The organism is Streptomyces sp. NPDC002730 (assembly GCF_042888805.1).
Lineage (GTDB): Bacteria > Actinomycetota > Actinomycetes > Streptomycetales > Streptomycetaceae > Streptomyces.
In genome coordinates this window covers 604247-618021 of sequence record NZ_JBIAQG010000001.1, presented here as the reverse complement: position 1 = coordinate 618021, position 13775 = coordinate 604247, and the positions used below count along the sequence as shown (strand labels likewise).

Below are 13775 nucleotides of genomic sequence, written 5' to 3'. Positions count from 1 at the left end.
TGGCCGTCGGGGCCGGTCTCACCCTCATGGGCATCACGGGGACCGCGCAGGCCGCCGACATCAATGTCGCCAAGAACGCCGGCTTCGAGTCCGGGCTCACCAACTGGACCTGTTCCGGCGGCAGCGGCGTCACCGCCTCCTCCCCCGTACACGGCGGCGCCTCCGCGCTCAAGGCCACGCCCGCCGGGCAGGACAACGCCAAGTGCACGCAGACCGTCACGGTGAAGCCCAACTCGACGTACACCCTCAGCGCCTGGGTGCAGGGCGGATACACCTATCTCGGCGCGAGCGGCACCGGCACGACGGACGTCTCCACCTGGACGCCGGACTCCGCCGGCTGGAAGCAGCTGTCCACCACCTTCACCACCGGCAGCAGCACCACCTCTGTGACGGTCTACACGCACGGCTGGTACGGACAGGCCGCCTATTACGCCGACGACGTCTCCGTCTTCGGCCCCGACGCCGGCGGTGGCGGCGACCCCTCGCCGACCGTGCCCGCCGCCCCGGGCGGTCTCGCGGCCGGATCCGTGACCTCGTCCTCCGTGGCCCTGTCCTGGAACGCCGTGTCCAACGCGACGGGCTACAACGTCTACCAGAACGGCGCCAAGGTGCAGTCGGTCACCGGCGCTTCGGCGACCGCGACCGGGCTGAGCGCTTCCACCTCGTACCAGTTCCAGGTGACCGCGACCAACGCGGCCGGTGAGTCCGCGAAGTCCGCGGCGGTGACCGGTACCACTTCGGCCACCGGCGGTGGCGGAGGCGGCGGATCGGTGCCCAAGCACGCGGTGACCGGCTACTGGCAGAACTTCAACAACGGTGCCACCGTCCAGAAGATCAGCGATGTGCCGGCCAACTACGACATCATCGCGGTCTCCTTCGCCGACGCGACCGGCACGCCCGGCGGTGTCACCTTCAATCTCGACTCGGCCGGGCTCGGCGGTTACACCGTCGACCAGTTCAAGGCAGACATCAAGGCCAAGCAGGCGGCCGGCAAGTCCGTGATCATCTCGATCGGCGGTCAGAACGGCACCGTCACGATCAACGACTCGGCCTCCGCGACGAACTTCGCCAACTCCGTCTACTCGATGATGCAGACATACGGCTTCGACGGTGTCGACATCGACCTGGAGAACGGCCTCAACTCGACCTACATGTCGCAGGCGCTGCGTTCGCTGTCGTCGAAGGCGGGCGCCGGGCTGGTCATCACGATGGCACCGCAGACCATCGACATGCAGTCGACGTCGAACGAGTACTTCAAGACGGCCCTCAACATCAAGGACATCCTGACCGTCGTCAATATGCAGTACTACAACAGTGGTTCGATGCTCGGTTGCGACGGCAAGGTGTATTCGCAGGGCTCGGTGGACTTCCTCACCGCCCTCGCCTGCATCCAGTTGGAAGGCGGGCTCGCACCGGCCCAGGTGGGACTCGGTCTGCCGGCCTCGACCAGTGGCGCGGGCAGCGGCTATGTCTCCCCGACGATTGTGAACAACGCGCTGGACTGCCTCGCCAGGGGCACGAACTGCGGCTCCTTCAAGCCGTCCAAGACATACCCCTCGCTGCGCGGCGCGATGACCTGGTCCACGAACTGGGACGCCAAGTCGGGCAACGCCTGGTCCAACGCGGTGGGCCCGCATGTGCACGCCCTCCCGTAACCGCCGGTCCTGACTCCCTGGAACAGCAGCGCCGCCGCTCCCCCGGCGGCGCTGCTGTACGTCGCCGTGCGTTGCTGTACGTTGCGCCTGTGAACGAGATGGGGGACGACCTCGGCATCGGCCGCCGCACTCTGCTGCGCGGCTCGCTCGGCCTGGTGGCCACGGTCGGCGTCGTCGGCGCGTGCAGCGCGGCGGAGGAGGACGGGCCGAAGATGCGGGCCACGGCGTGGACGTTCGACGGCAGTGTCTACGGCGTGCTCACGGTCGACGGCGGCACGGTCTACGTCGCCACGGTGGGCCCCGACCTTCTGCATGCGCTGGACGCCGGGACCGGTGACACCCGCTGGAGTGCGAAGGGCGGCGAGTCGACCGGCACCGAACCCGACATGGTCACGGTCGCGGGCGGCACGGTCTTCCGCGTGAGCCAGGACGGGCTGGTCCACGCGTACCGCACGAGCGACGGCAAGCGCCTGTGGCGTACCGGCCCGCTCGTCGAGGAAGGCCAGCCCGACCGGCCGTTCGTGCTCGGCAGTGTGCTCTGCGTCCAGCTGCGCGCGCGGACCGACGACGACGGCCAGGTGCTGGAGCCGGGCGTGGTGTGCGGGATCGACACGGGCAGCGGCCGTGTCCTGTGGCGCAGTGACGCGTCCTGGCTCTTCACGCCCGACCCGAAGCGCGGTGTTCTCTTCAAGGAGACACCCGACGGCGTGGCCGCCTGCGACCCCGCCACGGGTCGGGTCCGCTGGCACGTCGCGGCAGCCCGCGGCGAGTATTCCCCGTCCTTCGCGCTCGGAGCCGACGCCGTCCTCCTCGTCTCGGGCCCCAAGGGCAACACCCGCCTGTACGCGTACGACGCGGCCGACGGCACCCCGCGCTGGAACGTCCCGGCCCTGGACGGCACGATCACCGCGGCCCCGGACGGCGGTACGGCCTACCTCCACGACGGCCGCGGCCATCTGCACGCACACGCCACCGCCGACGGCCGCCGGACCTGGACGGCGACAACCGCCCCTCACGCGCGCGACGAGGTGGTTCCGTACGCCGGCACGGTGCTGCTCTCGTCCGGCGACCAGTACAACGGCGAGGACGGCCGGAGCATCGGCGACGACCGCCCCGGCTATGTCCTCGCGCACTCCGCCCTGACCGGCCGCCAACTGTGGCGCCAGGACCGCGAACAACCGTCGTGGACCCTCCCGGTCCCGGTCGGCCGCCTGGCCCTCGTCGGCCACGACACGGCCTGGTGGGCGTACGACATCGCCACCGGAAAACCGCAGTGGCGGGTGCCGTGCGACGGGGCGTTGGCGGACGACCCGGTGGTGCGGGACGGGATGCTGTACGGCCCGGACACCGAGGGCGTGCGGGCCGTACGGCTCTGACGGCGTCCGGGGTCGGAAGAACCCCCGGTCCGATGTACCTCCAACTGGACCGACGTGGCTGGTTATTGGTCTCGTCCCCTTGATGACCGGCAGCGCCTGCCATGAACGTGGCCGCCTTCCCCACTGGTCCCGGAGTGTGACTGGGGTCACCAAGGAGGCGTACGGGTGATCACGCGGAGGGGTCCGACGTTTCGGCTCCTCGGCGCGGTAGCGTGCCGATGGCTGAAGCGCACTCTTGACCGGGTCATGCCAGCCCCTCAAGATGTGCGCACACACCCGCACCACGTGCGTCGCAACTGAGCAACCCCCCACACTCCCCACCCAGGAGACAGCATGCGACTTCGCCCACGCGGCGGCGGCAACGGAAAGCTGAGCGGCAGGAAGACCGCCACCCTCGCGGCCCTGCTGGCGCTCGCAGTAGCCGCACCGTTCACCGCCAACGCATCGCCCACGAAAGCCGCCACCCCCGACGCGACATCCCCGGCCGCCGCCGAGGAGGAGCAGATCCTCCAGTACGAGATCCAGGGCCCGTCCACCGTCGCCGCCCGTACCGCCATCGCCGCCACCGGCGTCTCGGTCGACGAGGCCGACGCGCACTCCCTCGTCGTCAGCGCCACCGCCACCGAGGCGAAGCGGCTTCGCGCACTCGGATACAAGCTCGTCGCTCTGTCCCCTCCCCCGGCCAGAACCAGGAGCGGCGTGGCTGTCGAGCCGTTCGACTTCCCGTCGGCCGACTCGCGCTATCACAACTACGCCGAGGCGACCGCCGAGATCGATCAGCGGATCGCCAAGTACCCGGGCATCATGAGCAAGCGCGTCATCGGCAAGAGCTACCAGGGCCGGGACATCATCGCCGTCAAGGTCAGCGACAACGTCGCGACGGACGAGAACGAACCCGAGGTGCTCTTCACCCACCACCAGCACGCGCGCGAGCACCTCACCGTCGAGATGGCGCTGTATCTGCTGCGCGAGCTCGGCGCGGGCTACGGCACCGACTCCCGCATCACCAACGCCGTGAACGGCCGCGAGATCTGGATCATCCCGGACGTCAACCCGGACGGCGGCGAGTACGACATCGCCACCGGCTCCTACCGCAGCTGGCGCAAGAACCGGCAGCCCAACTCCGGTTCTTCGTCGGTCGGTACGGACACCAACCGCAACTGGAACTACAAGTGGGGCTGCTGCGGCGGCTCTTCCGGCTCCGCCGGATCCGAGACCTACCGCGGCGCGAGGGCCGAGTCCGCGCCCGAGGTCAAGGTGATCGCCGACTTCGCCCGCAGCCGGGTCGTCGGCGGCAAGCAGCAGATCAAAACGGCCATCGACTTCCACACGTACAGCGAGCTGGTGCTCTGGCCGTTCGGCTACACCAACGCGGACACCGCCCCGGGGCTGACCCAGGACGACCGGGACGCCTTCGCCACGGTGGGCAAGAAGATGGCCGCGAGCAACGGCTACACCCCGGAGCAGTCGAGCGACCTCTACATCACGGACGGTTCGATCGACGACTGGCTGTGGGGCAACCAGAAGATCTTCGCGTACACCTTCGAGATGTACCCGACGGGCTTCGGCGGTGGGGGCTTCTACCCGCCCGACGAGGTGATCGAGCGCGAGACGAACCGCAACCGGGACGCGGTGCTCCAGCTGCTGGAGAACTCGGACTGCATGTACCGCTCGATCGGCAAGGAACAGCAGTACTGCAAGAGCTGACGGATCCGCGGATCTGAAAGTCTGCGCATCAGGGTGCCCCGGGACGGATGAAGTCCCGGGGCACCCTGCTCACATCCGTACCGCTAGACGACCAGACTCAGCGCCGCCGCCACCGCGAAGCCCGCGAGCGACAGCACCGACTCCAGCACCGTCCACGACTTGAGCGTGTCGCGCTCGGTGATGCCGAAGTACTTCGAGACGATCCAGAATCCGCCGTCGTTGACATGCGAGGCGAAGATCGAACCGGCCGAGATCGCCATGATGACCAGCGCCAGGAAGGCCTGTGAGTGGTCGCCGTTCTCGACCAGCGGCAGCACGATGCCGGCCGTGGTGACGATCGCAACCGTCGCCGAGCCCTGCGCCACGCGCAGCACCAGCGAGATCAGATAGGCGAGGACGATGACCGGCAGCCCGATGCCGTTGAAGGTGTCGGAGAGCGCCTGCGCGACACCGCTCGCCTTCAGTACGGCTCCGAAGACGCCGCCCGCACCGACGACGAGCAGGATGTTGCCGACCGGCTTCAGCGACGAAGTCGACACGGACTCCAGGGACTTGCGGGACCAGCCGCGCCGGAGGCCCAGCAGGTAGTACGCGAGTAGCAGCGCGATCGTCAGGGCGACGAAGGGGTGGCCGAAGAACTCGATGACCGAGCGCAGCGTGGAGGGGTCCAGTGCTATGGAGGAGAACGTCGCGGCGAGGATCAGGAGCAGCGGCGTACCGATGATGGCCAGGACCGTGCCGAGGCCGACCGGGCGCTCCTGCGGGGTGCGGCCCGCGGCGGTCTGCTCGGCGCGCACGGCGGCCTTGGCTTCCTCCGCGGCCTCCAGCATGTCCTGCGGGACCTCGACGAACAGGCGCTTGCCGATCCAGGCGGCGTAGCCCCAGGCGGCGAGGACCGCCGGGAGGCCGACGACGATGCCCATCAGGATGACCCAGCCCAGTGAGACATGGAGCAGGCCGGCGGCGGCGACCGGGCCGGGGTGCGGCGGCAGGAAGGCGTGGGTCATCGACAGACCGGCCAGCAGCGGCATCGCGTAGAGAATGATCGACTTGCCGGAGCGCTTCGCGGCGGCGTACACGATCGGCGCGAGGACGAAGATGCCGACGTCGAAGAAGACCGGGATTCCGAAGATCAGGCCGGTGAGGCCCATGGCGAGAGGGGCGCGCTTCTCGCCGAAGAGGTTCAGCAGGCGCGAGCTCAACACCTCGGCGCCACCCGACACTTCGAGAATCGCGCCGAGCATGGTGCCGAGACCGATGATGATCGCGACGTGTCCGAGGATGCCGCCCATGCCGGACTCGATGACCGAGACGGCGGCGGACTTCTGGACGGTGCCGAAGAGTTCGGTGACGGAGAGGCCGGCGGCCAGGCCGACGGCTATGGAGACGGCGAGGAGCGCGACGAACGGCTGCAGCCTGACCTTGATGATCAGGAGGAGAAGGAGCGCGATACCGAGGGCGGCGACGGTCAGCAGACCGGCGGTGCCGTCGATGAGCAGAAGCAGACCGCCCGTGTGGGGTGGGGTCTCCGGTGGTGCGTCAGCGGCGAGCAGCATGGCGGGGGACCTCGTTGTTCGGGGGATTTTGGGTGTGGGGGATCACGGCGCGGCGCTCGGGGGGAGAGCGCCGCGCCGTGAAGAGCGGGGTGGTGCAGGATCAGCCGCAGGTCAGCCGAGGACTGCCAGGGCATCGATCTCGATGAGCAGGCCCTTGGGCAGGCCGACGTACACGGTCGTACGGGCGGAGGCGGCCTCCTTGAGGCCCTGCTCCTCGAAGTACGCGTTGTAGATCTCGTTCATCTCGGCGAAGTGGGCCACGTCCGTGAGGTAGATGCGGGTCATCATCACGTCGTCCCAGCTCGCGCCGCCCTCTTCGAGCACGGCCTTGACGTTGGCGAGGGTCTGGAGGGTCTGCTCGCGCAGGGTCGGACCCGCGGGCGTCGGAGGCTGCCCTGCTACGGCGGGCAGGAAGCCGACCTGGCCCGCGACCTGGAGGATGTTGCCCTTTCGGACGCCGTGGGAGAACTTCGCGGGCGGTGCGGTGTGGGTGGCGGGGGTGATCGCGATCTTCTCGCTCATGGAGCTTCCTTGGGTGGGACGGCTTTGGAATCAGGTACAGCACCGGAGTACTCCCGGCTGATGGCGTCCGCGGTGCGGCGCAACAGCGGGAGAAGGGTGAGGAGTTCCTCTGCGGTGACGACGACATTCGGCGCGGAGACCGACATGGCGGCGACGACCCGGCCGTCCGCCCCGCGGATGGGGGCGCCGATGCAGTTGATGGACTCCTCGTGGCCGCCGAGGTCGGTGGCCCATCCCTGTTCGCGGACGACGGCGAGCTCCTTGAGGAACGCGGCGGGGTTCGGGATCGAACGGGATGTGTACATGGGGTAGTCGAGCTTCTCGGCGAGAGCGCGCCGCTCGGCCTCGGGGAGGTCGGCGAGCAGCAGTTTCGCCACCGCTGCGACGGTGATGGCGACGGGCTTGCCGATCCGGGAGTACATCCGGACGGGATAGCGGCTCTCGACCTTGTCGATGTAGAGGACCTCGCTCTCCTCGTACACGGCAAGGTGGACGGTGTGCCCGCACTGCTCGTTGAGCTGTACGAGATGGGGGTGGGCGATCTCCCGTACATCAAGGTTCTCGACGGCTTCCTGGGCGAGCGCGAAGAGACGGGCGCCGAGGCGGTAGCGCTGGTCCTGCTGGCGGTAGACGAGTCCGTGCTCGTGAAGCGTACGGAGCAGGCGCAGGGCGGTGGACTTGTGCACGCCGAGCCGGTCGGCGACCTGTCCGAGGTCGGCGGGTCCCTGCGCGAGCAGCGGCAGGATGCTCAGGGCGCGATCGACGGTCTGGCTCATGGCGTAGGTACCTCCTCATCCACGGCTGCGGTCCAGCCGGGGCCGAGGTGCAGTGTCTCCCAGCCGCGGGCGTCGAGTGCGACCAGCCGGTCGGCATACGCCCGCGTGGGCGGCATGGCGAGATCCGCGTCGGCGGTGAGCGTGGCGGCGGCCATGAGATGCCCGTGCCGCAGCCGGTGGTGGGCGGACAGCCCGCGGAGGGTGGCGGAGAGAAACCCGGCGGCGAAGGCGTCGCCGGCGCCGACGTGCGCAACGACATCGACGCGGGGCGCGGGTGCGTGGGTGACGGTGTCGGGGGCGGGTCCCCTGCGCGGGGCCGGCGCCGGACGGGCCGGAAAAGCAGCCTCGCCGGCGTTTGAGGCGCGAGGGTTCGGGGTCGCAGCCCCCGGTTCGGGTAGGGGCGGGGAGGGGACGGGCTCCGCGTCCCGTACGTACGCCGTCGCCCCCTGCGCGCCCTGCTTCACAATCAGCACCTCCGGCTCCGGCAGCGCCGCGCGGACCGCCGGCGCGCCGCGCAGGCCCCATGCCGCCTCCGCCTCGTCCTCGCCGACGAACACGATGTCCGCACCCCGCGCCAGGTCCAGGAGCACCAGCGGGTCCCCGGCTTCGCGCCACAGGTTCACGCGGTAGTTCACGTCGAACGAGACGAGCGCGCGGCCCGGCCTACGTGTCGTCAGCCCGCGTATCAGGGCGAGGCAGTCCGCCGAGAGCGCCGCCGTGATCCCGGACAGATGCAGGATCCGCCCCGACCACACGTCCTCGTCCCGGACCGTCGACCGCGACATCGCCGACGCCGCGGATCCCGCCCTGTAGTAGAGGACCTCATGCGCATCGGCCGCGCGGTCGCCCGCCGTTCGGAAGTAGATCCCCGTCGGCCGCTGCGGATCGCGCTGCACCGCCGACGTATCGACGCCGTACGACGCGATCGCCGCAACCAGGTGCTCACCGAAGCCGTCCGCGCCGACCCGCCCGACCCACTTCGCGCTGTGCCCGGACGCCGCCAGACCGCACGCCACGTTGGACTCGGCTCCGCCGATGCCACGTACGAACGACGGCACATCGGCGAGGCGCCCCTGCCGCGTGGGCAGGAACGTGACCATGGACTCGCCAAGACAGACGACGTCGACGGGGCCTGGCACGGTCGCGGTCACAGTCGCTCGAGCTCCTCGCTGGTCGGTCGCCGGAGACTCCATTGACCCGGCGTGGCTCGGATGTTAGACAGCGGTAAGCGAAGTGCGCAATGGGTGTTGCAGAGAATGCAACGCACAGAATGCACGTACCGTACGGCAATCTCCCGAGGAGGCCCCATGGCTGCCGACGCCACCGACAACGCCGACACCGCCGACGCCGGCGACATCGCCGCCGGACGACTCGACCGGCTCGCCGACGAACCGGTCGACCACCGCTTCAAGGCCCTCCCCCCGGACGCCGAAGCCGCGGGCCTGACCGTCGGCGCCCTGGCGGCCGAGCGCCGCAACCTCTTCACCGGCGGCTTCACCACCCCCGTACTCGCCCTCTCCGCCGAGTCCGTCGAGCACAACCTCGCCCTCCTCGAGACGTACTCCGAGCGCCACGGCCTCGTCTTCGCCCCGCACGGCAAGACCTCCATGTCGCCGCAGCTCTTCGCCCGCCAGCTGGAGCACGGCGCCTGGGGCATCACCGCCGCCGTCCCGCACCAGGCCCGCGTCTACCGCGCCTACGGGATCCAGCGCATCTTCCTCGCCAACGAGGTCGTCGACCCGGCCGCCCTGCGCTGGCTCGCGCACGAGCTGGACACCGACCCCGGCTTCCGCTTCATCTGTTACGTCGACTCCGTACGCGGAGTCGAGCTGATGGACGCGGCCCTCGGCGACGCCGGCGCGTCCCGCCCTCTCGACGTCGTCGTCGAACTCGGCGCCGGCGAAGGTGCCCGGACCGGAGCACGTACGGAAGCCGACTGCGCAGCCGTCGCCGACGCGGTGGCCGCCGCCGCAACCCTCCGCCTCGTCGGCGTCGCGGGTTACGAGGGCGAGGTACCACAGGCCGACGGCGACCGCGTCCGCGCCTGGGTGCGCCGCCTCACCGCACTCGCCGCCGACTTCGACAAGGCCGGCCTCTTCGCCGCCACCGAGGAGATCGTCGTCAGCGCGGGCGGCAGCGCCTGGTTCGACGCGGTCGCGGACGTCTTCGCCGAGATCCCCGAACTCTCCCTCCCCGTACTGAAGTTGCTGCGTTCCGGCGCATACGTCTCGCACGACGACGGCCACTACCGCCACCTCACCCCCTTCAACCGCATCCCGCAGGAGGGCGCCCTCCAGCCCGCCTTCCGCCTCTGGGCCCAGGTCGTCTCCCGCCCCACCCCCGACCAGGCCTTCGTCAACGCGGGCAAGCGCGACGCGGCATACGACCTCGACCTCCCCGAGGCCCAGGTCGTCCGCGACGGCCGCACCGGCGAGATCCGCCCGGCGCACGGCATCACGGTCAGCGGACTGTCCGACCAGCACGGCTGGGTCCGCACGACTCCGGAGGCCGAGCTCGAGGTCGGCGACTGGGTCGGCATGGGCCTGTCCCACCCGTGCACGAGCTTCGACAAATGGCAGCTGATCCCGCTGGTCGAGGCGGACGGCACGGTCACCGACTACATCCGCACGTTCTTCTGAGGGGCCGGGCCATGGACCTCGTCATCCGCGACGTACGCGTCATCGACGGCTCCGGCGGACCCTCGTACCGCGCCGATGTCGGCCTGGACGACGGCCGCATCGCCGCCGTACGCCGTGAGGGCGACCCCGCCCTGTCCGGGACCCGCGTCCTGGACGCGCACGGCCTCGCCCTGTCCCCCGGCTTCATCGACATGCACGCGCACAGCGATCTCGCGCTGCTCCGCGACCCCGCGCACGAGGCCAAGGCCGCGCAGGGCGTCACCCTCGAAGTGCTCGGCCAGGACGGCCTGTCGTACGCACCGGTCGACGACCCGACCCTCGCCGAGGTCCGCAAGGCGATCACCGGCTGGAACGGCGGTGCGCCCGGGGACACAACCGTCGACTTCGACTGGCGTACGGTCGGTGAGTACCTCGACCGGCTCGACCGGCAGGGCATCGCCGTCAACGCCGCGTACCTCATCCCGCAGGGCACGGTCCGGATGTACGCGGTGGGCTGGGACGACCGCCCCGCGACCCCCGCCGAGCTCGCCCGGATGAAGGGGCTCGTCGCCGAAGGCCTCGAACAGGGCGCGGTCGGCATGTCGTCCGGCCTCACCTACACGCCGGGCATGTACGCGGGCAACGCCGAACTCACCGAGCTCTGCCGGGTGGTGGCGCGCTACGACGGCTACTACTGCCCGCACCACCGCTCGTACGGCGCCGGGGCTCTCCAGGCGTACGAGGAGATGGTCTCCCTCACCCGCGAGGCCGGCTGCGCTCTCCATCTCGCGCACGCCACCATGAACTTCGGCGTGAACAAGGGCAGGGCTCCCGATCTGCTCGCGCTGCTGGACGACGCACTGGCCGTCGGCGCGGACATCAGCCTGGACACCTACCCGTACACCCCCGGCTGCACCACACTCGTCGCGATGCTGCCGAGCTGGGCGAGCGAGGGCGGCCCGGACGCGATCCTGGCGCGCCTGCGCGACGACTCCACCGCCGAGAAGATCCGCCACCACATGGAGGAGATCGGCGCGGACGGCTGCCACGGCGTACCCATCGAGTGGGACACCATCGAGATCTCGGGCGTGAGCGACCCGGGGCTCGCGAGCTGCGTCGGCAAGACGATCGCGCAGTCGGCGGCCCAGCGCGGCGAGGCCCCGTGGATCACCGCCCGCCGGCTGCTCATCAACGACCGGCTCGGCTCGACGATCCTCCAGCACGTCGGCCACGAGGAGAACGTCCGGGAGATCATGCGGCACCGGGTCCACACGGGCGGCAGCGACGGCATCCTCCAGGGCGACAAACCGCACCCGCGCGCGTACGGCACGTTCCCGCACTATCTGGGACGGTACGCAAGGGAGTTGGGCATCCTCAGCCTGGAGGAGACGGTGGCCCACCTCACCTCCCGCCCGGCGGCCCGCCTGCGCCTGCCGGACCGCGGCCTGGTCCGCGAGGGATACCGCGCGGACCTGGTCCTCTTCGACCCGGACACGGTCGCGGCGGGCTCGACCTTCGAGTCCCCGCGTACGCTGCCGGTCGGTATCCCGCATGTGCTGATCGACGGCAGGTTCGTGATCGAGGACGGGCGCCGTACGGACGTGCTGGCCGGCCGCTCGGTCCGCCGCACGGACCACCGACCCGCCCGGCTGCCGTCTAGCGCACGCCCTGCGTCCTGAACTGGATGCTGATGCGAGGCCCCACCGAGCGCGCCGTCTTCGGCACGGCATGCTCCCAGGTCCGCTGGCAGGAGCCGCCCATCACGATGAGGTCGCCGTGCCCGAGCGGCCTGCGCACCGGGAGCCGGCCGCCGCCCCTGGGCCGCAGCACCAGATCGCGCGGTGCACCGACGGACACGATGGCGACCATGGTGTCCTCCCGGGACGCCCGCCCGGCCGTGTCGCCGTGCCAGGCCACGCTGTCCCGGCCGTCGCGGTAGTAGCAGAGTCCGGCCGTGACGAACGGCTCGCCGAGCTCGTCGGCGTAATGGGCGGAGAGGGCGGCGCGGGCCTCGTCCAGGACGGGGTGCGGCAGTGCGTCGCCCTCCCGGTAGTGGGCGAGCAGCCGGGGCACCGCCACCACCTGCTCGTACATCTGGCGCCGCTCGGCCCGCCACGGCACACCGGACGCCAGCTCCTCGAACAGCGCGTCCGCCCCGCCGAGCCATTCCGGCAGGACATCGATCCACGCCCCGTCCCCGAGCACGGTCCGCCGTACATCCTTCAGCTGACCGAGACGGATCTCGTCGGTCTGGTCGAAGAGGGAACCCTGGAGGTGTGCGGCCATGCCTCCAGGGTACCTCGATATTCGAACATATGAACGGATCACTCGGGGTGAGGGGCGCTCCCCGGCGCCGGGGCCCGGCCGGGACCCCGTTCCGGGTCAGGGCACGGCGGGCGTCACGGCACCGCGGGCGTCACGGCTTCGGCAGCGTGCAGCCCGGCCGCCCCAGGTCGATCTTGTTGTCGAGGCCGACGCACGGCACGATCCCGTACGTCTCCTGGCCGTAGTTGATACCTGGGCGCACCGTCACGTTCCCGTTCTCGTCCACCTCGCACGGGTTGTTGTCGGTGCAGCGCCGGCCGTCCTCGTTGCCGGTGTTGTTCACCGCGACGACCTTGCCGGTGGCGTTGTCGACGACGGGCGAGCCCGACGTACCACCGATGGTGTTGCAGCTGGAGGTGTAGCGGACCGAGTCCTTCCAGGTCCACTCGCCTTCCTTGAGGCGGTACGCGAAGCCGTCGATGTTGCAGCTGTAGATCCGCTTCCAGTACCCGGACACGACCTTGATGGCGGTGCCCTGCACCGGGTGCGCGGCATTGATCTCGAGCGCCGTGATGCCGTAGCTGCTCTGGATCTGGGCGTAGGTGCGGGTGAGTTGGTACAGCGAGATGTCGGTGTCCGTCATCGTCGCGTATGCGATCTTGCTGGCGCGCAGCGTGGCGACTCTGCTGCCCGCGGAGTTGAGAAGGCCGAAACTACGGCTGGACGGCTGATCGACGATGACCTCACCGGCGGCCGGGAAGCCGCTCTCTATGCAGTGCCCGTTGGAGAGTACGAGGGCGGGGTCGTCGGGCTCCGATGCGGGCATCCGCACCACCGATCCGGAACAGTTGCTGAGCGCCACCGTTCCGGCGAAGTCGACTGCTTTGACGCCGACTTGGGGAACAGCGGAGGTGGCGGCCGGTGCCGCGTCCGCGGTGGTGACCGCGATCGCGGGTGCCGCGCCCGCCCCGAGGAGTGTCAGGGCGAGGAGCGCGCCGACGAGAGGCTTGTTCATGTGGGGGTCCCCTCTTGCGACTTCAGTGACCGAAGAGTCTTCGGTTTGTCATGCGCATTGTTGGCGCATTCACGTCGGCCGACAAGATACGGAATCCGGTCAGCCGGGCGCGGGCCGGCACCGGTGCGCCCGCGCGCCGGCCCGCGTACTGACGACGAGTCACCGGCGCGGCCGGCTCGGACGCTTCGCTCCCCTTCCGCGGGCTGTTTTCCGTATCATCACGGCCTCGCGAGCGAAAACATCCCACTTTGCACCCTGCAGCCTGGACGATCCTCACCGACACGC

11 protein-coding genes are annotated in these 13775 nt (G+C 70.1%); 5 read left to right on the top strand and 6 right to left on the bottom strand.

Features of this window, described 5'->3' with window-relative positions:
• The first annotated feature begins 26 nt into the window (after positions 1–26).
• The 3 genes from ACFYXH_RS03115 (at position 27) to ACFYXH_RS03105 (ending at position 4738) form a co-directional block, all read left to right on the top strand.
• Positions 27–1655, top strand: a complete 1629-nt coding sequence (locus tag ACFYXH_RS03115; protein ID WP_389560642.1) for a chitinase — start codon at positions 27–29, stop codon at positions 1653–1655.
• Positions 1656–1753: 98 nt separating this feature from the next.
• A complete protein-coding gene (locus tag ACFYXH_RS03110) occupies positions 1754–3031 on the top strand; it encodes a PQQ-binding-like beta-propeller repeat protein (RefSeq protein ID WP_389560641.1) in 1278 nt (425 codons plus the stop codon).
• Positions 3032–3364: 333 nt separating this feature from the next.
• On the top strand, positions 3365–4738 hold the full coding sequence (locus tag ACFYXH_RS03105; protein ID WP_389560108.1) for a M14 family metallopeptidase: 1374 nt from the start codon (positions 3365–3367) through the stop codon (positions 4736–4738).
• 83 nt (positions 4739–4821) lie between these two features.
• Here ACFYXH_RS03105 and ACFYXH_RS03100 read toward each other — a convergent pair whose 3' ends face one another.
• The 4 genes from ACFYXH_RS03100 to ACFYXH_RS03085 form a co-directional block, all read right to left on the bottom strand.
• Positions 4822–6294 carry a GntP family permease gene (locus ACFYXH_RS03100; protein WP_389560106.1) on the bottom strand — a complete coding sequence of 491 codons (1473 nt, stop codon included), beginning with the start codon at positions 6292–6294 and terminating at the stop codon, positions 4822–4824.
• A gap of 111 nt (positions 6295–6405) precedes the next feature.
• On the bottom strand, positions 6406–6816 hold the full coding sequence (locus ACFYXH_RS03095; RefSeq protein WP_327325764.1) for a RidA family protein: 411 nt from the start codon (positions 6814–6816) through the stop codon (positions 6406–6408).
• Positions 6813–7592 carry an IclR family transcriptional regulator gene (locus ACFYXH_RS03090; RefSeq protein WP_362688004.1) on the bottom strand — a complete coding sequence of 260 codons (780 nt, stop codon included), beginning with the start codon at positions 7590–7592 and terminating at the stop codon, positions 6813–6815. The genes ACFYXH_RS03095 and ACFYXH_RS03090 overlap by 4 nt, the downstream gene beginning before the upstream one ends.
• Complete coding sequence (locus tag ACFYXH_RS03085; protein ID WP_389560103.1) at positions 7589–8785, bottom strand: sugar kinase; 1197 nt, start codon at positions 8783–8785, stop codon at positions 7589–7591. Before ACFYXH_RS03085 ends, ACFYXH_RS03090 begins: the two co-directional genes overlap by 4 nt.
• A gap of 114 nt (positions 8786–8899) precedes the next feature.
• On the opposite strand from ACFYXH_RS03085, the gene ACFYXH_RS03080 reads away from it, so the two are divergent.
• A complete protein-coding gene (locus ACFYXH_RS03080) occupies positions 8900–10231 on the top strand; it encodes an alanine racemase (protein ID WP_389560101.1) in 1332 nt (443 codons plus the stop codon).
• 11 nt (positions 10232–10242) lie between these two features.
• Positions 10243–11889, top strand: coding sequence for an amidohydrolase family protein (locus tag ACFYXH_RS03075; protein WP_389560099.1), 1647 nt, complete (start codon positions 10243–10245; stop codon positions 11887–11889).
• Here ACFYXH_RS03075 and ACFYXH_RS03070 read toward each other — a convergent pair.
• Complete coding sequence (locus ACFYXH_RS03070; RefSeq protein WP_389560097.1) at positions 11867–12496, bottom strand: alpha-ketoglutarate-dependent dioxygenase AlkB; 630 nt, start codon at positions 12494–12496, stop codon at positions 11867–11869. The genes ACFYXH_RS03075 and ACFYXH_RS03070 overlap by 23 nt on opposite strands.
• A gap of 130 nt (positions 12497–12626) precedes the next feature.
• Positions 12627–13490 (bottom strand): serine protease, encoded by an 864-nt coding sequence (locus ACFYXH_RS03065; RefSeq protein WP_389560095.1) that lies wholly within the window; start codon positions 13488–13490, stop codon positions 12627–12629.
• Positions 13491–13775: the final 285 nt, after the last annotated feature.